We start from the raw sequence: 25203 nt of genomic DNA, 5'->3' as shown, positions 1-25203 counted from the left end.
TACTTGTTATGGGTAACAATAATACAATGCGTTTTTTAAATAATACACCATCATATTATGCGCATTTATTTTTCAGACATCACTTTCCAAGATCTACCCGTAATATTTACTTATGACTCCATGACAAAATCTGCAATATGCACCTACACTGTCGGTGGAAATAATTTAAGCATCAACAAAGATCAACTCAATACCCTGATGTTATCCATAACAGGAGTTGAAATTATAGACAACATTGCTGTTATTAAGGACTTGGAGACTTTTCGTAAAGAACATCCATTTAATACTATAGTTGATTCTACGGATCATTCTGTGTTGCATAACTCGTTTTTTAGCAAAAGCTCTCCATCCCTAACTAGCAAAGATGAACCATTTGTTAAGGGGGAAGTAACTTCATCTTCATCATCGAATTTAAAACCAACGATTGTTTCACTAGACACCTTATTAACCAATTGTCCTGGTGAAACATTAGTCTATGAAGGCGGCTTAAAAAGAAACAATGAAACAAATCTTAAAAGATTAAACTCCTTAAAAGTATACTCCCCTGAAACCATTAATCTTACTGCTCAGGTGATCAAAAACACGGACTACTATGTATTACGTGAATGGCAAATGCAACTCATACGTCAGATTCATGAAGAAGTGATTGCACCAGCAATGAGCACTTTTAAAGGTGGACAAGCAACACCTAAATATGTGTTGGTTTATTTCGAAACCTGCATAAGAAGTATCATGTCAAACAGCACATACAACCTTATGGATACAGCCTTTGAACACAATTATTTAGTAGAAGGGGAACCCATCCCTGTAGAAGAAAATTATCAAGTACGAAGTAACTACGCTAAAGTAATGCTCAAAGGATTTATGTTCTTTCTTTCTGATCTGCCTGCTGAAAGTCTGGGTCTTAATAACCTTGAACTAGAGCAGTGGTTGAATGAATTCAAAACTCATATTACCGTACATAAAAATAAACTGCAGAGCCTACTAGAGGATCTTTTCAAATTAACGATATGTTCTGGATTGATGGATCATGATTATAAATTATTGGATGCCGCCTCATTTATACAAGGTGAAAATTATGATTTTTCAAAATTGCACACAATCACCAAAGCCATTCAAATGAAACACACAACCCTTGCCTATGCCCTGAGCAAATTGCCACCGAACTATAGGCTACAAGGCCATAGTGTTGAAGGCTTCCCTCACAGAGTCTACTCCTTAAAACAAACGCTCAAGTACGCCTTAGAAGAGTCTCTAAAAGCAAATGCACGAAAACCATTGTCTGAAACAGTTATGGAAGAATGCTCACAAACCATTATTGAATCTTTATGTCATGAGTTCATCTCAATGACTAATGGAAGTATCCGTTCAGAAGCTGCAAAATTGATTTCACATACCATTAAATCAAGCGACACAGATCTCTATTTATGCGATGAATGGTTTAAAGCCATAAGCGCATGCTTAAAAAATGTTTTCATGGAGTCATCATCGCCTCGCGGACAAAATAAATTCCTTGAAAAGTGGGGGCGAGAAGTTTGTTCATTAATCATGGGTTTCGTGCGTACTGAGTCGGAAAAATTACAAGCTCCAGATCATACCGAATTAAACACAAAAGGGATCACTCCATAGAGTGTCCGTATTTTCTTGATCTGCGTCCTTGCCGTGAGTATGCCGCGATAGCAAAGTGGCTACTAAATCAAAACCAACAGAGCCTATTTATTATAAATAGTCTGGAGTTTAGCAGCATTTCTGAGTATTCTATGGCAACTCATTACTGACAAGGAGCTATTTAATGTCAACAGTTGCTCAATTTACAGTAAATTATACGCAATACCTCAATGAACATGGGGAGCTAACAAGCTCACCTCCGCCTTTTACAAAAAATGAATCCATTTTAAAAGATCTCTATAAAATAATGGTACTTACACGTACATTTGATAAAAAAGCCATTGCATTACAACGTACAGGAAAAATGGGAACTTATGCCCCTATCAATGGTCAAGAAGCAATTTCAACAGCGATTGGTCATGCCATGAAACCCGACGACGTGTTAGTCCCCTACTATCGGGACTATGCTGCGCAAATTCAGCGCGGAGTAAAAATGTCAGAAATTCTTGCATTTTGGGGTGGCGATGAACGTGGTAGTAATTTTGCTAACAACTCAGAAGACCTACCAATTTGTGTACCCATTGCCTCACAATGCCTTCATGCCACAGGTGTTGCATTTGCCTTTCAATATAGAAAGCAACCTAGAGTTGCGGTTGTCTGTCTGGGCGAGGGAGGAACCTCTGAAGGTGACTTTTATGAAGCAATCAATGTTGCTGGGACGTGGAATCTTCCAGTGGTTTTCGTAGTGAACAACAACCAATGGGCAATTTCAGTACCTAGAGACAAACAATCTGGTACACAAACGATTGCTCAAAAGGCATTCGCAGCAGGATTTGATGGTATTCAAATCGATGGTAATGACATCTTGGCGACTAGACAAGTGATTGGGGATGCCATTGAAAAAGCTAGACGAGGTGAAGGACCTACGTTGATTGAGGCTCTAACCTATCGTTTATGTGATCATACCACCGCAGATGATGCAACACGCTACCAACCTGCTGATGAAGTAGAGCAAGCCAAGTCTAAGGAACCCATCGCTCGCTTTAAGAATTACCTAACGGAACAAAAAATATGGACAGCACAAGATGAGGAGCAATTAGTCCTTGAATGCTCTGAGGCAGTAGAAAAAGCGGTAGATGAGTATTTGAGTACTAAACCTCAACCCATTACCAGTATTTTTGATCATCATTATGCTGAACTTCCAGAATACTTAGTAGAACAACGTGCAATCGCCATGGAGGAGTTTTCACATGCCTGATATTACCTTAATCGAAGCAGTCACTCAGGCTTTAGCCTATGAGTTGGCTCATGATGAAAATGTTATTGTCTTCGGTGAAGATGTAGGCAAAAACGGCGGTGTCTTTCGTGCTACTGTAGGCTTGCAGGAACGCTTTGGAGAAAGACGAGTCTTCGATACTCCCTTAGCTGAATCCATGATTGCTGGTCTTGCTGTAGGCATGTCTATTCAAGGACTGAAGCCGGTTGCTGAGTTTCAATTCATGGGTTTTATCTACCCAGGCATGAATCAAATAATATCTCATGCTGCACGGATGCGTAACCGAACACGGGGTCGTTTGCATTGCCCGATTGTCTATAGAGCACCCTTTGGCGGCGGAATTAGAGCACCGGAACACCATTCTGAAAGTACAGAAGCCTTATTTGCGCATATCCCTGGTTTACAGGTGGTTATTCCATCATCTCCTAAACGTGCTTACGGTTTATTACTTGCTGCAATTCGCAATCCCGATCCCATTATTTTTCTGGAGCCAAAGAGAATATATCGATTGGTTAAACAACCTGTTCCTGATGATGGAGTAGCTCTACCGATAGGTAAATGCTTTACTCTGCAACAGGGTGAGGATTTAACCTTGATCAGTTGGGGGGCTAGCATGCACGAAACTTTACAAGCCGCCAAACAATTAGGCGATGAAGGCATTTCCTGTGAAGTCATTGATGTTGCAACAATTAAGCCGCTTGATATTGAGACAATTCTTGCTTCAGTATGCAAAACAGGACGATGTGTTATTGTGCATGAAGGAGCAAGAACGTGTGGAGTAGGTGCAGAAATCATTGCACAAATCATGGAGCATTGTTTAACTGATTTAGTAGCTCCTGTTTTGCGTGTTACGGGTTATGATACGGTTATGCCTTATTTTCAATTAGAAAAACAATACATACCCAGCGTTTCACGAATTAAAAACACAGTAATGAGCATAATGGAGTAATAATGAATATTTTTAATTTACCTGACTTAGGTGAAGGTTTGCCAGATGCTGAAATTCACGAATGGTTTGTAAAAGAAGGCGATACAGTATCTGTTGATCAGCCATTAGTGTCTATGGAAACTGCAAAAGCAGTGGTTGATGTGCCCTGCCCTCAAGCCGGAAAAATAGGAAAATTATTTGGTAAACCAGGTGACGTTATTAAGACTGGTGAACCATTGGTCGGATTTGTTTCAAGCAGCGAAAAACCTGTCGATAAAGGAACGGTAGTAGGCAATTTAGAGGAAAGCAGTGAAATCACTGAAGACAATTTTATCATTGGCTCACAACAAAGCAGTGGGGCTCGAATTAAGGCGACTCCAGCAGTTAGAATGCTTGCCAAAAAATTAAATGTTGAATTATCAAGCCTAAAAGGGTCGGGTGATCACGGTATGATCACTAAAGAGGATGTCCAACGTCAAGCAGACATTAATGCAAAACCACCGGTAGGTTTTGAACCACTTAAAGGTGTTCGCCGAGCAATGCTTAATAGCATGAATCAGTCCCATTCCGAAGTTGTACCTGTGAGTATTTTTGATGAAGCAGATATACATCAATGGAAACAAGGTACGGACATTACTGTGCGTTTAATACGAGCCATAGTACACGCAGCCCAAAAAGAGCCCGCATTAAATGCTTGGTTTGATACCAAACATTCAGCAAGGCAATGCTTTGATAAAGTTCATCTTGGTTTAGCGATGGATAATGACGAAGGCCTATTTGTACCCGTAATACACGATGCAGCAAGTCACTCTGACAGTGAGTTGCGCAAATTAATTGATGACTTTAAAGAGTCTGTTCGGAATAGAGCTGTTACAGCTGATAAATTGAAAGGGGCAACTATAACGTTATCCAATTTTGGTAAATTTGCAGGTCGTTTCGCAAGTCCTATTATTGTTCCCCCTATGGTTGCCATTCTAGCCGTAGGAAGATTATATCAAGGAGCTGTAGTCACTAAAGAGGGAAAAATTGAATCTCATAAATTATTACCATTATCTCTAAGTTTTGATCATAGAGCAGTAACTGGTGGTGAGGCAACACGATTTTTAGGTGCTGTGATTGAATCGTTGCAGAGTTAAAATAGTTTAATATCTGCTCCCTTGTGGGCGCAGCTCGCTTTGGTTTGGAAAATGAGGAACGGAACCGCTGGGGAAAATGGAAACGCCCCACTGGTCTCCGTCCACTAAAGCACTAATTTCAGCCGCAACCTATCAGGAACGGAAAGCAACAAGCCTATATAAAATATAAATTATAAATCCTTGTATATGTACCATCATTTTCAAGTTGTAATAATACCTTGTTCATTCGGTTAATTAGGCTAATATTTTTAGGCATAGCCATTATGCCAAATCCCTTTCCAATCAGTATCGATGAACCAATTACTTTTAAATCATTCGTGTTTTTAGTCTGCCAATACCCTATTGATTTCCTATCTACAAACATGGCATCAATTTTCTTATTTTTTAAAGCTAACAACAAGTCATCAATTAATTTGAACTGTGTAATCCTAAATAACTCACTAAAATAATCATTAATAAACTCATCAAGATCACTTCCTGAAATCACCCCGACTTGTTTAGTTTCCAACTCATTAACTTGTTTAATTTTACTGTTCCTTGACACCACAAACTCACCATAACTAGCCATATAGGGTAGACTAAATACAAAATAATGAAGCCTTTCATCAGAGATAGTAATTGCCCCAATCGCTACATCAATTTCTCCATTTCTTAGTGCCCTTTCGATTAAGCCAAAATCCATGGTTTTTAAAATACATTTCTCATTTAAACGTACACAGATGTTATTGATTAATTGAATATCAAAACCTTGAGTAGGGTTAATCACATAGGGTGGTCGATAAGTTGGAACTCCAACAATAATATTGGCGTGGCTTAATTCATAACTCAAGGAGCACAGTAAAAGGAGGACTGTACTAGACCACTTCATGTTACTCCTCCCTGATTCTATTTGGCTTGTAATATATATCTATTTTAGTCTATTTTAAAACTTATTGATTGCATTCAATCGGACTTATGCAATTGAGACACGATTGGCTAAAGTTCAATTACGCAGAGGTTGAGAGGCACTTCTTGTCCATCAATGACCTCCCAACTGTTCGACTATCAATATCCTTCGTTGCCTATGGATGCTAGCAAATACTCATTTAAATTGTTTTCCAGGTCATCCAACATTGGATCAATAAGATCACTTTTATGATCCTTTGGAAGCATTCTCAATCTATCAATTGAGTGTCTTAACTTTCTTATGCCCATCTGCTTCAGCTGTGAGCCTAGAATCTTAGGGAAAACATTAACTATATCCGCTAAACCATGGGCGGTTATGTCTTTAAGAATAATAGGAAGTAAATCCCTCTTTGGATTCAGTAAATCAAAAACCATTCTACCGCTCTTCCTTTCCTTTGCCTGAATCGCCTGTAACCTTTTTTCGAGTGGTAATCTTTCCAGGATAACCTTAATGGATTCAAGGTCTTCTGCAGCCTTATGGAGCACAGTGTATCCTAAACCACTTTCAACCATTACTGCTTCAAATCTTTGATTTTCATCTAGACGGTCTAAAATCACTTTGAGCGATTCAGGATTTTTAGCAGCCCAATGCAGGACGGTACTTCCATGATTATTAGCTATCAGCACAGCTTTAATACGGTGATTTTCTGGTAATCGCTCTAAAATTGCTTTTAAAGCCTCTGGATTTTTAGCCTTCCAGTGCAGAACTGAGTCCCCATAGTTGTTTGAAATCCTAATGGCATCGAGTCTACTTTCAAACGGTATACTCTCTAGTATTGCATTAAGGGATTTAATATTGGATTTTGCCATGTGAAGTACAGTAACTCCAAAATTCTTAATCACTTTGACAGCCTCTAAACGATGCTCTTCGGGTAAATATCCTAAAATTTGCTTGAGTAATTCAGGGTCATTAGCAGCCTTATGAAGCATGGTATTCCCTTTGTTGTCTTTCGCACAAACTTTCTCAAGTCTCATTTCATGTGGTGTAGATTCTAAACTATCCCTGATATAGCTTTCGTCCACTATAGCATCTGTAAGCTGTTTTGTAGTTTTGTCTGCACTGCTCTTTATTGCGTTTGTCATTAAATCTAAATTAACTTTACTCATGTCACTATCAACTTATGTAAATAAATTAAATGCATTAAGTTCTGTCAACAATGACAATACGTTTAAAAAGACATAATCTATGAGCTAATGAGACTTAAGTCTCATCAGTTAGTATGCATAAATAAAACTGATTAGCTCTCAGTATCTACTTTGAAAAATAGGTATTGTATCAACAGAACCTGATTTAATGGTCTAAAAGTAGACCATGTATTGAAGCCATGTGCATCGTAAGGGATGCACAGCTGCTCCCAGGAGTAAACTTAATTTGAGGGGAGTTTGTGACTTGGGTATCGCGAACGCTTGGATATAACAATGACCAGGCACTGTTTCAAGCGATTACTTTCATTATCTGCGGGCAATCTAGCCATTTTATTGTAACCTTGCTCTATATTGAATTTTATTATACCAAATAAAATATAATTTCAGCATTATAACATAGGAATCTTATTAATTAATTAAGAAATTGGCAATTTATCTGCAATCATGTTGAGAAGATTAGCTAATCGGCACCCAGCAAGTAGTATTTGTTTTTGAGAAATACTTTGCGCACTTAATTGGTAGCGTTTACCTGGTGTCCTATACGCGGGTGTAACGTAAACCTGCGTCACTGCTAATCTATGCGCTTCATTAACCCACTTTTGTGGATTAATCTGCTTTTTGGCTATAGTACAAGACCATTTCTGTTCGAGTTGGCTGGCTTTATTTCTGATTTGAAAGAGTTTTGTTTGGCCAAGTAAAACGCCTGCGCCATTATCCCAATATTGATGCAAATTCTGACCGATTGGCGTTTTTGCGAGGGCATATAGATTTCCACCTAAATCACCTTGAGGCAATCTTTTACTTACCCTATTAACTGTATGCAAAGGTTGATGAATATCTCCTACAAGATGAATTAGTATTTTTAAGCTTAAATTCTTATCTTTTAAAGTGGCTTTAGAGGATAATAAAACATTTGTCGCCTGTTTAATGCCCCACAATGCATTAGCATCTTGTATAGGCGGAAGAGACGTTGCATCAACCGTATAAGGAATATCAATATAATGTAGGGCATCAAACCAATGAACATCCTTTAACTTTATCAAATCTAACCAAATGGCTGATTTAACAAAGACTCTATCTACGGATTTGTTGTTCGCCCTTAAAAGGGTCTGACACATCTTTTTTGCATTTTCGCTTAAATTATCATAGGCAATTTGCGCAACCAATTCATGCCCCATTGCATTCCAAGCATGAATTGACGCAGAACAACATATAAGCAATAGACCTACAATATATTTCTTCATATCTATCCCAAATAGGGCGACCAAGCAGGCTCTTGTACATCTCCTTCGCGAGCAGGTAACCTTAATCTTATCCGTCCATCAACCGATACTATACCCAATACGCCCTTATCTTGTTGGTGTGTAGCATACAGAACTAATCGGCTATTTGGTGAAACAGTGGGCGACTCATCCATACCAGAGAACGTCAAGGTAGCAATAGGACCACCTGAAGCACCTTGTATGCCTATGTTAAATCGCTTGTCATCACCTCTATGCAGCATAACAATACTTTTCATATCGGGAGTATAAGAGGCACGAGCATTGTAATTGCCATCGAATGTCAATCGACTTACTTGACCACTGGATAAAGACAATTTATATATCTGAGGTGAGCCTCCGCGACCAGATGTAAATAATAAGCTCTGTCCATCTGGTGAATAACGTGGCTCTGTATCGATTGAATCACCAAAGGTAATCTGCTTCATGCTGCCACTTCCTAAATCCACTTCATAGATTTTAGGAGTACCACTTTTAGACAATACCACTGATAACTTTCTACCGTCAGGTGACCATGCAGGTGCACCATTGATTCCTGGAAAACTAGTAATTAACTTTCGTTGTCCGGTCTCCACCGATACTGTAAATATCTGCGCACGTTTTCTTTCAAAAGACACATAAGAAATTGACTTACCGTCTGGTGACCAAGAAGGTGACATAATTGGCTCAGAAGACACCAACAGACTCTGTGGGTTATGACCATCTGCATCAGCTACCTCTAGAGAGTAACGATTTCTTTGCCCGCCTCTTTGAACTGAAATATAGGCGATTCGTGTAGAAAAAATTCCTCTTTCTCCAGTTAGCTTTTGATATATTTCATCACTAATGTGATGTGCTAAAGGTCTTACTTGTCCAGAACCAATATTGAAGGATTTAGTAAGAAGAATATTGCCTTTATTAACCGCATCTGCAAGTGAAAAGCTAACTTGATAGCCACTACCAGCACGAGTTACATTTCCAGTCACAACACTGTCTGCACCCAGCTGGCGCAGTACACCTATCGAGGACTGAGCATTGACACTTTGTGGACCTGAAATAATTTTAAATTGACCTGAGAGATTCAAATCGTTTTCTATAATTTGGCTAATTTCCGCCGCAGTTGGATCGGAACCAAATGAATTGATTGCAATAGGTAATGCTGAATTAATACCTTGTGTTAGCTCAAGATCTAGCGCGTAAACATGAACTGACAATAACATCATAAATACAGTAATCATACGATTGATCACGACTTCTACCCCCTAACTTGTTCTGGACGAACGGTTAAACTGATATCACGAAAATTATTAAATATTTCTTGATCGCTAGGCACTGGAAGAGGAGATGCCTTATTAATGGCTGTTTGTGCTGAGCGATCTAAAATTGGATCACCACTGCTTTGTGTCAAAGAGACGTCCAAGACCGTTCCATCGGGTGCAAGACGAATTCTAAACTTGCATTCCAGGTTACTATTAACATTTTCTGGCAAAATCCAATTCCGTCCTATTGCATTCAAAATCAAAGCCTTGTATTTATCAACTTCTCCTGCGATTTGTGCTTGTCTTTCTGCATTCTCTGCAGCCTGCTGCTTAGCAATGGCTTCAGCTTGTTTTTTACTCGCTAAGTCGGCCTTTTCTTTCGCCAATCGAGCTTGCTCTGCTTTTAATTTCTCAGCTTTTGCATTTTCCTCGGCTCGTTTCTTATTAAGATCCGCAAGTTTTTTAGCTTCAAGTTCACGCTTCTTCGCTAATTCCTCACTCTGCTTTTTTAACTCTTCAATACGCTTCGCTTCTTTTTGTTTCTGATCAGCGAGTTCCTTCAAACGTTTCTTCTCTTCTTCTGCTTCCTTTTTTCTAGCGATAGCGATTTTATTTGCCTCTTCTTTGAGCTTAGCTATCTCCTGTTGTTCCTTTATTCGTTGTTGTTTTGCAGCCTCAGCTTGACGTTGCAATTCACGTTGCCGTGCAAGTTCAGCCTTTTTTTGCTGTTCGCGTTGCTGTTTAAGTTGATTAACCTTATCCATGACTTCTTTACTATCAACACTAACGGCCTTCACAACTTCTTGGTTCTGAGCCACTGGTTGTAGGGTGCCAGGGGTGTTTTTTGCTTCCTGTGTTAAAGCCGGTTTGCTCGTGCTGGTATCGGAAATCAAGATAATGATCAAGAATACATGCAGCATTAATGCAGAAATAAATGCTTTGCGATAGTTAGGTGTTCGTATCATGCCTGGGCCTCTGAATCGCTATTTTGTGAATCTGTAATGAGTCCAACTTGCTCTGCGCCGGCCTTTTTCAATAAAGCCATAGCTTGTACGACCTTGCCATAGTTAACGCCTTGGTCACCTTTTACCAATACATTAATCTTTTGTCCAGTTTGCTTTGCTAATTCAAGTTCAGCAGCGACCCGAACTACCAGTGCTTGGGATTCTATGGGATCAGCTGGTCTTTCGCTTATGTTTAGAAAATAAACGCCTTGTTGATTAACAGAAACAATAATAGGCTCCTTATCTGTCGATGGGAGTGTTTCGCTTGCCGCTTTAGGCAAATCCACAGTGACCCCTTGTGTTAACATAGGAGCAGTGATCATGAAAATAACGAGAAGTACTAACATCACATCAATGTAAGGTACTACGTTGATTTCTGACATAGGTCTTTCACGAGTCGACTTTGATCGCTTCATTTTTTTATTATCCCCTTGAAGAGCTTGATGTTTGCTGTTCTATCAAAGAAATGAGCTCTTCTTGAAAAAGGTCGTATTTATCAAGCAAGGTATTCGCTTTAGTTGTGTATCTGTTATAAGCAATTACTGCAGGAATCGCCGTAAACAAACCCAAAGCAGTGGCAACTAGTGCCTCTGAAATTCCTGGGGCAACCATGGCGATAGTTGCTTGTTGCGCTTGTCCTAAAGCCTGAAACGAGGTCATTATACCCCAAACTGTACCAAATAAACCAACGTAGGGTGAAATTGAACCTACTGATGCAAAAAATGGCAAATGCTGCTCAAGCTTTTCAGCTTCCTTAGCATGACTAATTTGCATTACTCGTTGTATTGGCCCTATGGCAACTGTTCCAAGCTTTCTTGCTCGTACAAACTCTTTAAACCCTGCATGGAATATATTCGCTAGACCTTGGTTATCTTCATGCTGAGAGTCGATGTCTGCGTATAATTTACTGAGATCCCCGCTATCCCAGAAACGACGATTAAATTGGTCAGTCATTTGGCTTCTGCGTGTAAAAAACCAGGCTCTCTGAAAAATTAGGGTCCAAGAGATAATCGACGTGATTAAAAGTAATATCATTACTGTTTTTACGACCAAACCTGCTTGCATAAAATACATTAATACATTCGCTTGACCTGTCACTTTGTTCTCCGCTAATCAAAGGTTATATTCATTTTTGTTCTATCGATACGCTCTCAACTCATACGATTCAGTAAAAATAGTACTTATCTGAATCTTGGTAGGCGCTTTGGTTTTAAATTACTATCAACACAAGCCACTTGAATTTGAGCCCTACATATTAATTTTTGATCCTGATTAAACATGCGTTGGTTGAAAACAAGACTGCAGTGCCTGATTTCTGAAATACTCGTTTTTATGTTTAAATAATCATCAAGTCTTGCTGGATAAATATACTTTATGGATATTTCATGTATCGCAAACAAAATATCTTGTTTCATTAACTCACTAAGCAAGACATTATTTTTTCTCAACAATTCAGTTCTAGCTCGCTCAAAATAGCATAAATAATTAGAATGATAGACTATACCCATATAGTCTACGTCCTCAGCGTATACCCTTATTTGATGATCATAGACCGGTACAAAGCCCATTCTCTATCCTTCCTGTTCTATAGGGTTTAAGCCAAAGTGTTGATAAGCTATAGCAGTTGCTACTCGTCCACGAGGTGTACGCATTAAAAACCCTTGCTGTATTAAAAAGGGCTCGATTACATCCTCAATTGTACCCTTTTCTTCTCCGATGGCTGCTGCAATACTATCGACGCCAACAGGCCCTCCATTGAATCGTTCAATGACTGACATCAGTAACTTCCTATCCATAATATCGAAGCCATGTTTATCAACCTCTAACATTTCCAACGCTTTTTTAGCTATCTCAAGCGTGATGATACCATTGCCTTTGACTTCAGCGTAGTCTCTAACACGACGCAACAATCTGTTTGCTATTCGCGGTGTACCTCGTGAACGCAATGCGATTTCCTTGGATCCCTCAAATTCAGTTTGAACATTCAGCAAATGAGCAGAACGTGTAACAATCTTGGTCAAAGAGTCAACAGAATAATATTCTAATCGTTGAACGATGCCAAATCTATCTCTGAGTGGAGAGGTTAAAAGTCCCGCTCGCGTCGTAGCACCTATTAGAGTAAAGGGTGGTAATTCCAGTTTGATTGATCTTGCTGCTGGCCCCTCTCCAATCATAATATCAAGTTTATAGTCCTCCATTGCTGGATACAATATCTCTTCAATCACGGGGCTTAATCGATGAATCTCGTCAATAAACAAAACATCATTCTCATGAAGATTTGTTAGAATAGCGGCAATATCCCCTGCTCTCTCTATGACAGGACCGGAAGTTTGTCTTATATTCACACCCATCTCATGGGCAATAATATTAGCCAGGGTTGTTTTTCCAAGACCAGGTGGTCCAAATATAAGCACATGATCAAGAGGATCCTTTCGTTTACGAGCAGCATCAATAAATATTTGCATCTGAGAGCTTACTGCCTCTTGTCCCGTGTATTCACTAAGGCTAAGTGGTCTTATAGCTCTGTCTATAGCTTCTTCACTACCTATACTTTGTGAACTGATTAAGCGATCGCTTTCAAGCATGTTTGATGTAAATTGGCTTAGTTGAGTTAAACTATTTTAGCATATGTATTTTTAATAGCAGCTGCTGACTCTAAATATATTTCTTTGACTAGGAGGTATAGCCTACGACTATATCTTTAATTTGCTTTTTTGCTCTAGAAATACGGGAACGTACAGTGCCAATTGGGCAATTCATTCTTCTAGCAATGTATTCGTAGGTCTTTCCATCTAAAAGATGCAGCCCATAACAAACCCTCAGATCTTGCGGAAGATCTGCCAAAGCCTTTTTTAGCAAAGAATTCATTTCTAGACCAATGATATTTGACTCCGGTGAGTTTGGCTGGTTATTCTGCATTTGAATAATGAATTTTTGTTCAGACTCTGAACGAAATACACAAGATCGATAATAATTCTTAATGGTATTCTGTGCTATTTTATAAACCCAAGTTGAAAATTTACTGTGTTCATTAAAAGAAGAAAGGCTCTTAAATATTTTAATCATGACTTCTTGAGCCAAATCATTTACATTCGTCCAGTCACTTGTATAAAAATAGACAATTTGCTTTATTTTATCGTTGTATTTTTGAAATAATTGATTAAATGCTTCAATGTCACCTTGTTGTGCTAATCCAATCAATTGTTCTTCACTAAAACGTGTTTTAGTGTTCATACATTCCTCATTCCATTTATTAGAATTCTCAAACGATTAAAGGTAATAATGTATTGTTGTTGATCGCTTTGTATAATTATATACTATTTGAAATGAGACATCAGATGAATCATGCGCCACTGATCGCTAGATAATTGATCATTAAATAAAATATAAATTTTTCTTTTATTAACGTGCTTAAATTGAAGTAACTGAAAATGAAAATTATGCATAAGAATATTCATTTCGTCGTATTGTTCTGTAGTTCCGTCTCTTTTTTGGATTTCCCAGGACTTCTCTTTGTGACATCTAATTTCCTTCACTTCATAGCAAGCTCCACGATTTATAATGTCGTTTTTGAATAGATAGGCATACAAGAGTACTAATACAATTTTCACACTAAGCGACAGAGATGAAAGGAATATCAAACCCAATGAGCATACAAAAAGAATAGTAGTAAATTTTAAGAATAATTTTGACTGGCCAGGTTTAATACTGAGTACGGATGTAGCTGACAATTTCTCTTAATCCTTTATCTAAAGGCTCTTCATAACCCATTAACCAAGTATATAATTCTGGATCTGTATTTTCTAAAAGTTGATCAAACAAAACGAGTTGCTGGTCGCTCATAGTGTGAAGTCCTTTGTTCAAAACTTGCTGTAATATAAGATCTAACTCGAGCATACCTCTTCGGCACTTCCAAACAAGATGGGCTTTCTTTTTTTCAGTCAACATCTAGAAACCTCAAATCATGAATTTACTAGTTCAAAAAACAGTGATGATGTTACACTACAACTCCTTAGTTATGAATCAAATCCATAAATAATTATGTTATCTTGTATCCAACACACTACAACTATAAATGATCGCGTATTGACTACTTTCAAACCCATTGATCAGGAATTGGAATTAAATCCGAAGCTCAATTATTTATTTGATCTTTCCTATTTGGGGATTATTGAAGTCGAAGGTGATAAATCTCGAGAATTTTTGCAAGGCCAGTTAACTTGTGACCTCAATTTACTATCTAACAGCACTGCTCTACAAGGAGCCCAATGCAATTTAAAAGGTAGAATTCTGTCACTGATTGACATCATCGATTGGCGTGGAATTAAGATGATTCTTCCATTGGATATCCTAGAAAGCACAATCAATTCTTTAGCAAAAACAGCAGTGCTTTCACGTATTAAATTATACAAAAATCAACAGGTTAAGATATTTGGCTTCTATTTCCAGAATTTGGATGACGTATTGCCTAATGGAATTGAACCGGGTCTTTTTGACATAAACGCATACAGTACAATGAGTACAGAGGATTTTTGTTTGTATCATTTAGAAAATGGTTTCTATTACATCATTATTACAGAAGAACAAGCTGATAGGATGACTAGTTCATTCACTACGAGAAATCAATTATTAGGCTCACTTACCTGGCATAGCATGCAATTAGCAAACAAACACCTCGAAATATACCCAGATTCCCGAGGTCTGTTCTTACCACACCGCTTAGATCTTCACCTTACTCACTACATAAACTTTAACAAGGGTTGTTATAAAGGCCAGGAAATTATAGCTAGAACACATTATAAAGCCAGTATTAAACATGAGTTAAAATTATATCGAATAATAACAAGTGAAAAACTGTATTCAGGCCAAGTGATCTATTTTGATGATAGCCAACGGGAGTATGGAGAACTAGTGGATTTTTCTCTTGTAGGAGAAAATAATTACATCATTGCTGCTAGTTGCCTTAAAGAAGACATTACTTCGGTATTATTTGCTGGTCATGAATCACCGATTTGCCTAAATTCATTATTGTCCTTCCCTTAACATTCGCTTCACTAATCATCATTTAGTCGCCATTCATTGAGTGAATGACGACTAACCTTCAATTTAATCGTTGTTACCTGGAAGCATGGTTTTAAGAACTCGATCCTTATCAATAAAATGATGTTTTAAAGCCCCAAGGGTGTGCAAAGCTAGAAAAACAATAATAATCCAAGCAATAACCTCATGTGTTTCGCCCATAAAGTCAGCCAAGGACTTGTTTGGACTAATCCATGGTAATGGCGCTTTAAATAAATTAAAAAAGACAGGAATACGATCAGCCGCAACAGACAAGATCCAGCCGCTTAAAGGCATAAGAATCAGTAATACATAAAATGAATACTGCACAAATCGAGACAGTACTTTTTCCCATGATTTCATCGTTTCAGGCAAAGGAGGTTTGCCACTCCAATGCACCCAGATAAATCGGATTATCATCAAAAATAAAATAGTTATTCCTGTTGATTTATGAAGCATATATGCCGTCGATTGATAGGCATCAGGAATACTCTCCAAGAAGAAGCCAACACATAGCATAACAATTACTAATAATGCAATTAACCAATGCAAGAATTTAACACTCGGTGAATATGCCGTTTTTGCTTTATTATCCATTTAACACTGCTCCTAGTTTAACAGTTAGCTTATTTCTTCCATCTTTAAATTTGATTGCAAGGTTGTTTGCGTTAAATCCAGCAACTCCCTGGTAGCCACTAAATACATGGTGTAATTTAATGAGGCAGTTGATTTGAGCTCCTTGATAATGCGATGCCAACGCTCAATAAGCTCTTTATGCACCTTACCCCAAAACTCTAATCTCGATTGTAAGTTATGATTATTGGAATCAAATCCTAAAATTGCATCGGTCAACTGTCTTTGTTGCCAATCTAAATCATCTCTCAGAGCTTCTCTTGATAATGATTCCCAATGATTTTCGGTGGGATGAACAATCACTTGTGTTCTCAACCAGCCTATATCCAGGTATTCTCCGATGCCAAAGTATATTTCAGCAACTTTATCAATTTTAACTTTTCGTTCATGAGCAATTTCGATGATGTCTGCTGCTGCAAATAAACCTCTAGTCACTGTTAATTCGTGAGCTAGCTCAGCAGGAATGCTTTCAGCAATTTTTTCCTGATATTGTTCCTTATATTGCGTTAAGAATTTTTCTCCAAACACACTGGGCATGCATGCTTTTAGCTCTGATACACCTTCTGAATACAATTTAATGGTGTCGGCAATATCCAAAGACCGTCGTTGTGTTCTCAAGAACCATCTTGCAACTCTCCTTGAAAGTCTCACATAGAGCATCATCATATCAATTTGAGTTTGAGAAGATATTTTATTTCCAAGCTCTTCAATTTGTTTCCAAATATTCTCTAGATTAAGCACTGATCGTGTGATCATATAAGCTCTTACGATAGCAGCTACTGGAGCTCCCGTTTCAATTTGCAGCCTATATACGTATGTAAATCCCATCTCATTAACAATGATATTACTTAAACGTGTAGCAATAATTTCTCGTTTAAGAGGATGATCCTGCATTTGTTTACTAAAGCGCTCTTGCAGTGGTTTTGGAAATGCAGTAATGAGTACATTACTCATGTAGCTTTCTTCAGGCACATCAGAAGCTAGAATTTGCTCCTTCAAGATCGTCTTACTGTAGCACATTAAAACGGCAATTCCTGGCCGTGTGAGTCCTTTACCTTTCAGTTTACGTTCCATTAATGCTTTTTCATCGGGTAAAAACTCTAAAGACCTATCAATTTTACCGGTACGCTCCAACTCATTAATATAACGGCTATGCAGTTCTAGAGATCGTAAGGATTGAGATGAAGATAAACTTATCGCTCGGGTTTGCAAGAAGTTATCTCGAAGCACTAATTTAGCAACTTCATCGGTCATATCGCTTAAAAGTTCATTTCTTTGTTTAGCCGTTAAATCACCAGCATTAACAACGCTATTAAGCAATATTTTAATATTGACTTCCTTGTCAGAGCAATTTACACCACCGGAGTTATCAATGAAATCGGTAAAATCCATTCCTCCACAGAGACTGTATTCAACACGAGCTAATTGGGTTAAACCTAAGTTACCACCCTCACCAATTACTTTGCATCGTAACTGATTCGCGTTTACGCGAGTTGCGTCATTGGTTTTGTCTCCTACGCTTGAGTTTGACTCTGTACTGGCTTTGACATAAGTCCCAATCCCACCACTCCATAACAAATCAACTTCAGCTTTTAAAATGGCTTTAATTAATTCATTCGGCTCGATCACAGTTTGTTTGATGCCAAATACCTTTTGCATTTCAGGACTTACAGGAATTGATTTTGCGTTACGATTGAATACGCCCCCGCCTTTCGAAATTAATTTACTGTCATAATCGGTCCAATTAGAACGAGGCAAATTAAACAAGCGCTCCCTTTCAGCAAAGCTTTTTTCCGCATTGGGATTGGGATCAACAAAAATATGTAGATGGTTAAAAGCCCCAACTAATTTAATGTGCTTAGATAAGAGCATACCATTTCCGAAGACATCTCCAGCCATGTCGCCAATGCCAACCACTGTAAAATCATGTTTATTGATGTCTATATTTAGCTCATAAAAATGACGTTTAACGGATTCCCATGCACCCTTAGCTGTAATTCCCATTTTTTTATGGTCATACCCAAGAGAGCCTCCAGACGCAAATGCATCACCAAGCCAGAACTCAAATTCTTGTGAGATTGAATTTGCAATATCGGAAAATGTAGCTGTTCCCTTGTCAGCAGCAACAACAAGATAGGGGTCATCCTCATCATAAAAAACTACATTGTTTGGTTTTACAATTTGACCATCTTTATAATTATCGGTGATATCTAGCAATCCTCTGATGAATAACTTGTAACAGGTAATTCCCTCTTCCAAAATTTCTTCGCGAGAACCATTGACTGGTAAGTGTTTAGGTACGAAACCACCCTTTGCTCCACTAGGTACAATCACAGAGTTTTTGACTTGTTGGGCCTTCATTAATCCCAAAATTTCAGTTCGAAAATCCTCACGTCTATCAGACCAACGTAAACCTCCTCTGGCTACTTTACCACAGCGTAAGTGCACTCCTTCAAATCGTGGTGAATAAACAAATATCTCAAACATTGGATGTGGTTTAGGAACTCCAGGTATAGATTTACTGCTTAATTTAATGGATATATAGTTTTTAGGATTCCCAGTATGGTCTAATTGATAAAAATTAGTTCTTAGTGTTGCTCCAATCGCACTGACGTATTGACGAATTATTTTATCTTCATCTAAGTTGGATACATTATCTAAATCAGCTAGAATTTCAGCAACCAAAGCAGAATATTTCTCTTCTCGATTTTTAATCTTCACGGGATTACAACGAGTATGAAACAATTTCACTAACTTTCTGGCTATTGAAACATTGTTATTCAATGCCATTTCAATATAGTCTTGACTAAATGTAAACCCGATTTGTTTGAAGTATTTAGCGTATGTTCTCATGGCTGCAACTTCACGCCAATCCATACCTGCTGCTAATACTAAATTGTTGAAGCCATCGTTTTCTGCGTCTCCAAACCAAACTCGAGCAAAAGCACTTTGGAATAACTCTTTGATATCGTCTAAATTAAAATCGATTTCCCTGTTTGATAGTAAAGCAAAATCATTAATCCAAGTCACCTTTCCATCTTCAAACTTCAATACATAGGGTCTTTCGCTAATCGCCTTTAATCCCATTTTCTCTAAAATTGGCAACACATCAGACAAAGGAATGGTCGTTCCATGTTGATACACTTTTAAACGAAAATGATTTTCACTTTCATCCAGTGGTTTATAAAAATTGATTCCTAACTTATTGGCTGGATTCAAGAGCTCAATATGCTTAATGTCATATACAGCTGTTCTTGGACTAAACACATCGCAATAGGACATCGGAAATGCATTTTTATACTGCGAATAGAGTGCATTCGATTTTTCTTCACCATACACTTCTAATAAATGATGCTGCAGATCATCAGTCCAAGAACGGCCAATTTCGATCAGTTTCTGTTCGATTTCTTTTAAATCATATTCAGGACACTTCTTAGGATTAACTTTTACAATAAAATGAATTCGAGCTAAAACAGACTCTGAGAAGTGCGTAGAGAAACTGATTTCCTCGGCTTTGAAACTCTCCGCTAAAATTCCTTGCATTGCATAGCGTAATTCAGTATTAAAACGATCTTTTGGTACATACACTAAGCATGATATAAAACGTCGATACACGTCCATTCGTGCAAACAAACGAATACGTTTTCTATCTTGCATATAGAATATGCCCATTGCAATCTCTAATAGCTCTTCTTCTGAACCTTGGATTAAATCATCGCGAGGTAATGTCTCTAAAATATTCAACAATACTTTTCCAGCATGACTATTGGGAGTCAGGTTAGAGTTTTTCATGATAAGCGCCACTTTATGGCGTAAAAAGGGTATGTGTTTAGGATTGGTATTATATGCTGCAGAAGTATATAGACCAATAATTCGTCTTTCTCCAATCACTTCACCCTTGTTATTAAATCGTTTAATTCCAATATAATCTGTATAGGCATCTCTATGCACTGTAGATAGTGTGTTCGTTTTAGACATGACTAAGATACGAGAGGACATAATAAACTCTTGGGCCTCAGGACCCATTGCAGTGATATTTCTAGCAGTAGACTTCGTTAAATTCTGTCGTAATACACCTAATCCTGTCTCTGGGATAGGTTGTAAAATGGTTTCATTTTTATTTTTAATTAAATCGTAATCACGCATACCTAAAAAGGTAAAATGGTGATCTTCTAACCAAGTTAAAAAGGCCTTTGTTTCTTCTACTTCACTTGGATCAGCAAATTTAGAGCAAGAATCCAATTCTTTAATGACCTCTTTAACATTAGCCCTCATTTGTAGCCAATCTTCAAATACAGCCCTGTTATCCTCTAGTGATTTTTCAAAATTTTTATGCAACTGAGATAAAATAAAAGGATCGGTTAACCTATCTATTTCAATAAAAATAGGAGCTTCGTTGATGACGTCCTTCTCTGATAGTTCACCATTTCTAGGGAATAGTTTACAGACTCGATGGTTACTGTCTCTTTTTACTTTAATACCCCCCATATGAATACTTAAATGAGAAGTTAAGCCCATACGATTAATGACAATACGTAATGAATCCACAATAAAGGGCATGTCATTGCAAATTACTTCAACAACAGTATGTGTTGTCTGCCAACCATGGCGCTCAAAGTCAGGATTATATATTCTGATCTTAGTTTCATTTGGAGAACGCTCCGCAATTAAAGACCAGAAGTTAACCACGGCTCCATATAAGTCCTCAATTTGCCACGTACGAAGATCCTCTAGGGCTACTGTACCATAAAATTGTTTTGCAAATTCAGCGCAAAATGGAGTTTGATCACCAGTCATAGAGTGTTTAATCTTCTCTACAACCGCATCAATAATTAAATCTTTACCTTCTTCAAATTTATAGGACATTAATTTACCCCACCAGGTTGATTAATATTTTTATTCTTTTTAGCGTCCTTTAACACATCACGAAATTGTGCCAATAAGCATCAATCATTAAGATGTCAAAAAACCTATTCAATGTAAACTAACGTATCTGTACTAACCCACTCCGAAATGTTGATGACGTCTTGGTTATTCATTCTTATGCATCCATGTGAGCCAGGTACGCCTAACTCGGTAGTATCTGGAGTACCATGAATATAGATGTATCGCTTTAACGTATCTACGTCTCCTCCTCTATTTCGACCAGGCTCTAAACCATCTAACTGAATAATTCGTGTTAAAATCCAATCGCGGCTTGGGAATTGCTTTGCCAGAGTTTTTGAATAGATTTCACCAGTCCATTTCCTTGATACCAACACGGAGTTCACCGGCAACTCTGTTCCAATAACAGAGTATACTCTATGCCATCCACGAGGAGTACGCTCACTATTTATTAGTTCACCCAAACCATTTTTTCCTGTGGAAACAGGATAATTAGCGATCAATTTATTTTGTTCATAGCAAAGCATTTCCTGATTTGCTGCTGAAATAAAAATTAATTTAGTGCATTGCATATTATCTGGATTCATTGATGGAAACTGTTTTTGTATTAACAAACTCTAAAATTCCTTCCCTTGACAACTCTCTGCCATACCCCGATTTCTTTATTCCTCCGAAGGGTAATCTTGGATCAGAGGCTACCAATGCATTAACAAAACAAACACCCGCTTCAAGCTCATAAGTTGCGATGTGTTCCCCTTTACTTAAATCTTGAGTAAATACAGCAGCACCTAGCCCATATTTAGTTAAGTTGGCTAACTGAATTGCATTTTTTTCATCTTCAGCAGTAATGATTACTAGAACAGGACCAAACAACTCTTCTTCAAATGCAGTCATTCCAGGCTTAACATTCACAAGCAACGTTGGAGGATAAAAATACCCTTTTCCAGTTGGGATTATACCACCAAGCAATAATTTAGCACCTTGTTTAATTGATTTTTCTACTTGAGCATGCAATTCATCTCGCAAATCTTTTCTTGCCATCGGTCCAATTTGAACAGTCGCTTCTAGTGGATTCCCCATGGTGTAGGTCGACATTTTTTCCTTAATTTTGTCGATCAGCATTGGAACCACTGATTTAACTGCGATGATTCTTTTCGCAGCTATGCATACCTGTCCTGTATTATTTAATCTAGAGGCGACTATACAACTAGATGCTAACGAGAGGTCTGCATCTTCCAAAACAACATAGGGATCTGAACCACCTAGCTCCAATACTGATTTTTTGAGTTGTTTGCCGGCTGTAGTAGCAACGCTCTTTCCTGCTCTCTCACTTCCAGTCAAGGTAACAGCAATGACATGTTCGTTTTCTATAATCTCCGCCGCACCCTCATTATCTACAATAAGATGTTGAAACAATCCTTCTGGAAAACCCGCCCGTTTGTATAACTCTTCAATTTTATTTCCAGTTCCTGATGAAATTGGGGCATGTTTCAACACTGCTGCGTTGCCAGACATGAGCGTCGGTACTGAAAAGCGAAACACCTGCCAAAATGGGAAGTTCCAAGGCATAATAGCAAAAACAATTCCTAGTGGTTGGTAACATACCTTAGACTTTTTCATTTCTGTTTTTATGATTCTTGGCTGCAAGTACTCTTCTGCATGCTCAGCATAGTGCTCACACAACCCAGCACATTTTTCAATTTCAGCACGTCCTGCTGTAATTGGTTTACCCATTTCAGTAGCCATAAGTATCGCTAACTCGTCCTTTTCTGATCGCAAAATCTCAGCTAGATTTAACATGAACACTTTACGTCGGTCGAATGTAAATTTTTTCCACTCTAAATAGGCTTCTTGACTTCTTAAAATGCGTTCTTTAATTTGCTCACTGGTTAAGCATGTGTACGTATGAATAACTTCTTCTGTTGTAGGATTAATTGTTTGTATTTCCATTTTTCCACCAAATAAACTAAATAAAGGGACCTAAACACGAAAATAATCCACCTAAATTAACAAAATTCGTTACTCAGCTTGCACTTTGCTTTTGAAAATTGGTAGTATTTTTATATTCTAGAACACTTTATAATAAAGAACAGTATTCAAAATCAATATGTTAATGAAATTTTGTTTATTAACTCCAGGAATCCTATGAATTCAAACTCTCCACCTTACACAATGATCCAATATTTAGCAGCATGGTTGGTACATATTTTTACTGCTAGTGCAGCTAGTCTGGGAGTCTTTAGTCTATATAAGATATATCAACACGAGTATGTGTTTGCTTTATGGTTGATGGGTATCACTGTTTTTATTGATGCGGTTGACGGCAGCCTTGCACGAATGGTGCATGTAAAAACCGTTCTACCTAAAATTGATGGTGCTTTGCTGGACAATATTGTCGATTTTTTAAATTATGTTATCACACCCTGTTTCTTCTTGCTTGTTAAACCTGACATGCTACCACACGATTACGTGATCTACATTATTGCAGCAATTACCATTACTTCAGCTTACCAATTTTGCCAGGATGATGCCAAAACGCCGGATCATTTTTTTAAGGGATTTCCTTGTTATTGGAATATCGCTGTTTTCTACATGTATCTATTTAACACTTCAGTTCTGGCTAACACAATTTTACTGGTATTGTTTTGTGTATTAATTTTCGTACCCGTAAAGTATGTATATCCCTCAAGATTAGATTATTTAACGGACTCTAAACTTTTAAAAATACTTATGCATTGTTGCTCAGCAATTTATGGAATAAGCTCAATATGTCTTCTTATTAGCTACCCACAAATGAACCAAATATGGGTTATTTTATCATTAGGTTATATTAGCATGTATTTATTCCTTAGCTTTTATAGAACGTATTACCCTATGATAAAAGCTAAGATAAATGCGAATAAATAGGATATCCATTACTACTGGATATGTTCATGCGCATAAGGGTTAATTGTTTAATAAATAAAATCAACTAATCCGATAGAATTATGAATACCCCCTGGACTTTGTAATATTAATATTTAAAATAGCAATCAAAATTTGTTTGCTGAGGAAATTATGTCTTTCATGAATTACTTAAATACATTGCTATTATCAGTTTGCTTGCTAACTACTACAGCTAACCATGCTGCTTCAACATTTCCCCGAGGCTGTGAGGTCACCGGATTTGGCTACAGCAATAACAATCTTATTTTAAATGAGACAGGGGTGCAAACCTACTATCTTATTCAAAATCGCTCTGATACCCGCATAGAATTAGAACGATTTGATAATTCTGATGCATTTATGGTCCCACCACTCCAAGCGACTTTAGAACCCATGAGTTGGGCAGCATTTGCTTCGGATGTTAAGAACATTAATTTCAAATGCTATAAGCATGCTGATGAAAACACCTCAGCGGTTGACTGCCGCGATGTTCTTGAAGTATGTCAATATCCACGAGTAAAATTTGCTTTAAGTAATATGGGAAACTATTGGATCTCATTCAATAAGACCCAAAATGAAGTTATCCAGGACTCTGTTGCAAAAGGAATCTATCTAAAATGGTGATAAGTGACTAAATCATCTTATGATTTAAGATACCTAACTCTAGGGGCATTTGCATCTCTCATAATCATTTATGGGCATATGCAAATTACCCCTCAGAAATATTACGTCACTGGATCTATTCTACTGCTTTATGTAGCCATTCATTATAAATTATACTATTTTATAGCTCTTGAGCTCATTTTGGGCGCAGGGCATTCAGCAATTTTACTTAACATAGGTCCGTATACTCAATTTGCACTCCCTCTGTTATTATGTACACAGTTACTCGTTGTTTATTTACTCATTGGTAAGGAAAATAACTTTTTTCTTTTTATTGGTATATTAGGTATTGCGCTGCTTTCAATAGGATTCGCCTACAACAATCAACCTATCTCTTTATTAGGAAGTTGTGGTATTGCTATTTATGGATACTATTCTGCATTTAATGATCAACCAGCCGCCTTCATTTGGGCAATTCTTAATACCATCGTCGCACTTTTTTCACTGTATAACATCATTTTTTTAGGTGGAATCTAAAC

24 protein-coding genes are annotated in these 25203 nt (G+C 37.7%); 8 read left to right on the top strand and 16 right to left on the bottom strand.

Annotated elements, in window-relative coordinates:
* The first annotated feature begins 57 nt into the window (after window positions 1-57).
* The 4 genes from Lwal_RS15380 (at window position 58) to Lwal_RS15365 (ending at window position 4948) form a co-directional block, all read left to right on the top strand.
* Complete coding sequence (locus tag Lwal_RS15380; protein WP_058481673.1) at window positions 58-1629, top strand: hypothetical protein; 1572 nt, start codon at window positions 58-60, stop codon at window positions 1627-1629.
* Window positions 1630-1792: 163 nt separating this feature from the next.
* Entirely contained in the window at window positions 1793-2866 is a 1074-nt protein-coding gene (gene pdhA / locus Lwal_RS15375) for a pyruvate dehydrogenase (acetyl-transferring) E1 component subunit alpha (protein ID WP_058481672.1), read from the top strand.
* Entirely contained in the window at window positions 2859-3833 is a 975-nt protein-coding gene (locus Lwal_RS15370; RefSeq protein ID WP_058481671.1) for an alpha-ketoacid dehydrogenase subunit beta, read from the top strand. The genes pdhA and Lwal_RS15370 overlap by 8 nt, the downstream gene beginning before the upstream one ends.
* Before the next feature lie 2 nt (window positions 3834-3835).
* Entirely contained in the window at window positions 3836-4948 is a 1113-nt protein-coding gene (locus Lwal_RS15365) for a dihydrolipoamide acetyltransferase family protein (RefSeq protein ID WP_058481670.1), read from the top strand.
* 154 nt (window positions 4949-5102) lie between these two features.
* Here Lwal_RS15365 and Lwal_RS15360 read toward each other — a convergent pair whose 3' ends face one another.
* From Lwal_RS15360 to Lwal_RS15305, 12 genes are all read right to left on the bottom strand, one after another.
* Window positions 5103-5816, bottom strand: a complete 714-nt coding sequence (locus Lwal_RS15360; RefSeq protein WP_058481669.1) for a transporter substrate-binding domain-containing protein — start codon at window positions 5814-5816, stop codon at window positions 5103-5105.
* Window positions 5817-5992: 176 nt separating this feature from the next.
* Complete coding sequence (locus Lwal_RS15355) at window positions 5993-7000, bottom strand: ankyrin repeat domain-containing protein (protein WP_058481668.1); 1008 nt, start codon at window positions 6998-7000, stop codon at window positions 5993-5995.
* Window positions 7001-7455: 455 nt separating this feature from the next.
* Window positions 7456-8283 (bottom strand): S1/P1 nuclease, encoded by an 828-nt coding sequence (locus Lwal_RS15350; protein ID WP_058481667.1) that lies wholly within the window; start codon window positions 8281-8283, stop codon window positions 7456-7458.
* A 2-nt stretch (window positions 8284-8285) separates the two neighbouring features.
* Window positions 8286-9548: a Tol-Pal system beta propeller repeat protein TolB gene (gene tolB, locus Lwal_RS15345; protein ID WP_058481666.1), complete on the bottom strand. Its 1263-nt coding sequence runs from the start codon at window positions 9546-9548 to the stop codon at window positions 8286-8288.
* Between the two features lie 5 nt (window positions 9549-9553).
* Window positions 9554-10522, bottom strand: coding sequence for a cell envelope integrity protein TolA (tolA, locus tag Lwal_RS15340; RefSeq protein WP_058481665.1), 969 nt, complete (start codon window positions 10520-10522; stop codon window positions 9554-9556).
* Entirely contained in the window at window positions 10519-10977 is a 459-nt protein-coding gene (gene tolR / locus Lwal_RS15335; RefSeq protein WP_058481664.1) for a protein TolR, read from the bottom strand. Before tolR ends, tolA begins: the two co-directional genes overlap by 4 nt.
* Window positions 10978-10984: 7 nt before the next feature.
* On the bottom strand, window positions 10985-11659 hold the full coding sequence (tolQ, locus tag Lwal_RS15330; RefSeq protein WP_162264109.1) for a protein TolQ: 675 nt from the start codon (window positions 11657-11659) through the stop codon (window positions 10985-10987).
* An 83-nt stretch (window positions 11660-11742) separates the two neighbouring features.
* Window positions 11743-12129 (bottom strand): tol-pal system-associated acyl-CoA thioesterase, encoded by a 387-nt coding sequence (gene ybgC, locus Lwal_RS15325; protein ID WP_058481663.1) that lies wholly within the window; start codon window positions 12127-12129, stop codon window positions 11743-11745.
* A gap of 3 nt (window positions 12130-12132) precedes the next feature.
* On the bottom strand, window positions 12133-13146 hold the full coding sequence (gene ruvB, locus Lwal_RS15320; protein WP_058481662.1) for a Holliday junction branch migration DNA helicase RuvB: 1014 nt from the start codon (window positions 13144-13146) through the stop codon (window positions 12133-12135).
* Window positions 13147-13234: 88 nt separating this feature from the next.
* Window positions 13235-13795: a sigma-70 family RNA polymerase sigma factor gene (locus Lwal_RS15315; protein ID WP_058481661.1), complete on the bottom strand. Its 561-nt coding sequence runs from the start codon at window positions 13793-13795 to the stop codon at window positions 13235-13237.
* 83 nt (window positions 13796-13878) lie between these two features.
* Window positions 13879-14097 (bottom strand): hypothetical protein, encoded by a 219-nt coding sequence (locus Lwal_RS15310; protein WP_133141227.1) that lies wholly within the window; start codon window positions 14095-14097, stop codon window positions 13879-13881.
* 166 nt (window positions 14098-14263) lie between these two features.
* Window positions 14264-14506: an FAD assembly factor SdhE gene (locus Lwal_RS15305; protein WP_193787250.1), complete on the bottom strand. Its 243-nt coding sequence runs from the start codon at window positions 14504-14506 to the stop codon at window positions 14264-14266.
* Window positions 14507-14647: 141 nt separating this feature from the next.
* Here Lwal_RS15305 and ygfZ point away from each other — a divergent pair, with 141 nt between their 5' ends.
* Window positions 14648-15604, top strand: coding sequence for a CAF17-like 4Fe-4S cluster assembly/insertion protein YgfZ (gene ygfZ, locus Lwal_RS15300; RefSeq protein WP_331712941.1), 957 nt, complete (start codon window positions 14648-14650; stop codon window positions 15602-15604).
* A gap of 63 nt (window positions 15605-15667) precedes the next feature.
* Here the strand turns inward: ygfZ and Lwal_RS15295 are convergent, their stop codons facing one another.
* The 4 genes from Lwal_RS15295 to Lwal_RS15280 all read right to left on the bottom strand — a co-directional run bounded on the left by Lwal_RS15295 (window position 15668) and on the right by Lwal_RS15280 (window position 23086).
* Window positions 15668-16216, bottom strand: coding sequence for a cytochrome b (locus Lwal_RS15295; protein ID WP_058481657.1), 549 nt, complete (start codon window positions 16214-16216; stop codon window positions 15668-15670).
* A 24-nt stretch (window positions 16217-16240) separates the two neighbouring features.
* Window positions 16241-21118, bottom strand: coding sequence for an NAD-glutamate dehydrogenase (locus tag Lwal_RS15290; protein ID WP_058481656.1), 4878 nt, complete (start codon window positions 21116-21118; stop codon window positions 16241-16243).
* A 104-nt stretch (window positions 21119-21222) separates the two neighbouring features.
* Window positions 21223-21723, bottom strand: a complete 501-nt coding sequence (locus Lwal_RS15285; RefSeq protein WP_269458299.1) for a L,D-transpeptidase — start codon at window positions 21721-21723, stop codon at window positions 21223-21225.
* Window positions 21710-23086 carry an NAD-dependent succinate-semialdehyde dehydrogenase gene (locus tag Lwal_RS15280; RefSeq protein WP_058481655.1) on the bottom strand — a complete coding sequence of 459 codons (1377 nt, stop codon included), beginning with the start codon at window positions 23084-23086 and terminating at the stop codon, window positions 21710-21712. Before Lwal_RS15280 ends, Lwal_RS15285 begins: the two co-directional genes overlap by 14 nt.
* 195 nt (window positions 23087-23281) lie before the next feature.
* Between Lwal_RS15280 and pcsA the strand changes: the two genes are divergently transcribed.
* The 3 genes from pcsA (at window position 23282) to Lwal_RS15265 (ending at window position 25201) form a co-directional block, all read left to right on the top strand.
* Entirely contained in the window at window positions 23282-24043 is a 762-nt protein-coding gene (gene pcsA / locus Lwal_RS15275; RefSeq protein ID WP_058481654.1) for a phosphatidylcholine synthase, read from the top strand.
* A 159-nt stretch (window positions 24044-24202) separates the two neighbouring features.
* Window positions 24203-24685, top strand: coding sequence for an enhanced entry protein EnhB (locus Lwal_RS15270; RefSeq protein ID WP_408607269.1), 483 nt, complete (start codon window positions 24203-24205; stop codon window positions 24683-24685).
* Between the two features lie 3 nt (window positions 24686-24688).
* Complete coding sequence (locus Lwal_RS15265; RefSeq protein WP_058481652.1) at window positions 24689-25201, top strand: hypothetical protein; 513 nt, start codon at window positions 24689-24691, stop codon at window positions 25199-25201.
* The last annotated feature ends 2 nt before the right edge of the window (window positions 25202-25203 follow it).

This window comes from Legionella waltersii, from assembly GCF_001468085.1.
GTDB lineage: Bacteria > Pseudomonadota > Gammaproteobacteria > Legionellales > Legionellaceae > Legionella > Legionella waltersii.
Note: the sequence above shows the minus strand (reverse complement) of the source record. Positions and strands in the feature narration are given on the sequence as shown.

Coding starts and splice junctions, on each gene's coding strand:
- Lwal_RS15380 (WP_058481673.1), top strand. CDS start 58: ATGCGCATTTATTTTTCAGACATCACTTTCCAAGATCTACCCGTAATA.
- pdhA (WP_058481672.1), top strand. CDS start 1,793: ATGTCAACAGTTGCTCAATTTACAGTAAATTATACGCAATACCTCAAT.
- Lwal_RS15370 (WP_058481671.1), top strand. CDS start 2,859: ATGCCTGATATTACCTTAATCGAAGCAGTCACTCAGGCTTTAGCCTAT.
- Lwal_RS15365 (WP_058481670.1), top strand. CDS start 3,836: ATGAATATTTTTAATTTACCTGACTTAGGTGAAGGTTTGCCAGATGCT.
- Lwal_RS15360 (WP_058481669.1), bottom strand. CDS start 5,816: ATGAAGTGGTCTAGTACAGTCCTCCTTTTACTGTGCTCCTTGAGTTAT.
- Lwal_RS15355 (WP_058481668.1), bottom strand. CDS start 7,000: ATGAGTAAAGTTAATTTAGATTTAATGACAAACGCAATAAAGAGCAGT.
- Lwal_RS15350 (WP_058481667.1), bottom strand. CDS start 8,283: ATGAAGAAATATATTGTAGGTCTATTGCTTATATGTTGTTCTGCGTCA.
- tolA (WP_058481665.1), bottom strand. CDS start 10,522: ATGATACGAACACCTAACTATCGCAAAGCATTTATTTCTGCATTAATG.
- tolR (WP_058481664.1), bottom strand. CDS start 10,977: ATGAAGCGATCAAAGTCGACTCGTGAAAGACCTATGTCAGAAATCAAC.
- ybgC (WP_058481663.1), bottom strand. CDS start 12,129: ATGGGCTTTGTACCGGTCTATGATCATCAAATAAGGGTATACGCTGAG.
- ruvB (WP_058481662.1), bottom strand. CDS start 13,146: ATGCTTGAAAGCGATCGCTTAATCAGTTCACAAAGTATAGGTAGTGAA.
- Lwal_RS15315 (WP_058481661.1), bottom strand. CDS start 13,795: ATGAACACTAAAACACGTTTTAGTGAAGAACAATTGATTGGATTAGCA.
- Lwal_RS15295 (WP_058481657.1), bottom strand. CDS start 16,216: ATGGATAATAAAGCAAAAACGGCATATTCACCGAGTGTTAAATTCTTG.
- Lwal_RS15290 (WP_058481656.1), bottom strand. CDS start 21,118: ATGTCCTATAAATTTGAAGAAGGTAAAGATTTAATTATTGATGCGGTT.
- Lwal_RS15285 (WP_269458299.1), bottom strand. CDS start 21,723: ATGAATCCAGATAATATGCAATGCACTAAATTAATTTTTATTTCAGCA.
- Lwal_RS15280 (WP_058481655.1), bottom strand. CDS start 23,086: ATGGAAATACAAACAATTAATCCTACAACAGAAGAAGTTATTCATACG.
- pcsA (WP_058481654.1), top strand. CDS start 23,282: ATGAATTCAAACTCTCCACCTTACACAATGATCCAATATTTAGCAGCA.
- Lwal_RS15270 (WP_408607269.1), top strand. CDS start 24,203: ATGAATTACTTAAATACATTGCTATTATCAGTTTGCTTGCTAACTACT.